The sequence below is a fragment of the Arhodomonas sp. KWT genome, assembly GCF_010993615.1.
In genome coordinates this window covers 1-900 of sequence record NZ_WNXE01000679.1, presented here as the reverse complement: position 1 = coordinate 900, position 900 = coordinate 1, and the positions used below count along the sequence as shown (strand labels likewise).

1 protein-coding gene is annotated in these 900 nt (G+C 66.8%); it reads right to left on the bottom strand.

From position 1 onward, the window contains the following. Positions 1-231: 231 nt before the first annotated feature. On the bottom strand, positions 232-900 hold a 669-nt coding region (locus G7A99_RS21685; RefSeq protein ID WP_163144010.1), incomplete at its 5' end, for a SapC family protein.

The window sequence follows — 900 nt, the reverse complement described above, 5'->3', positions numbered from 1 at the left end:
TCGAAGCCCGCAATGGTCATATCACTGGAGAACATGCAACTTCCTCTCAACGCTTCGCAAAGGCAGTGCCCCGCGCACCACGGCTACCGGGCGCAGCGGGCGATGTCACTGAATCGGACAGAATAAAGGATATTGACGGGTGTTGCATGAACGATGGCGACATCCGGACGTCCGGACAGGGGGGCGGGACAGGACCGCCCGCCGGTACGGCGGGCGGCCCAATGGCGCGCCCTAGGCGCTCCCGGAGGCGGCACCGGCCGGGGCCGCGGCATCACGTCCGGCGATATGGCGGTCGAACAGCCGGTTGGCGGCCCCCAGGGACATCAGGTGGGCAAAGACCCAGCCCAGGAACCCCTCGCGATGCAGGGCGAGGACGTCGTCGTCACCAAGCGCGCGGAAGGCCTCCTCGTCGATGGCCTGGAAATCGTTGACGGTGAAGCGCTCCCCCCCCGGATGACTGAGCTGGAGGGTACGCGGGCGGAGCAGGCCGAGATCCTGGAGGGTGCGGACGAATGCCTCGGTACGACGCATTTCCGCGGTAAACCCCCGCAGAAAGTCGACGACCTCGTCCAGGTAGGGCGTATTGGCGCCGTTGTCGTCGAACAGGGCCTCGCCCTCGGATTCGTTCCAGCCCTCGTAGGCGGCGTCGAAGCACACCGAGAAGCGCTCCGCGTCGGTGTCGGCGAGCACGAACGGATAGCGGCGGATGAAGGCCGGGACATAGACGTTCGCCAGCCACTGGCCGTCATCGTCGAGGAACTCGTTACGCTCCGGCTCGAGGCCGAGCAGCGCGATGGGCACGGTCTGCTCCCCCTCGCCGATGAACAGGATCGGGTAGTCCCGCGCGGCCTGGTAGAACTCCTGACCGGCCAGCGGCACGAAGTGGGTGTTGGCGGCGAA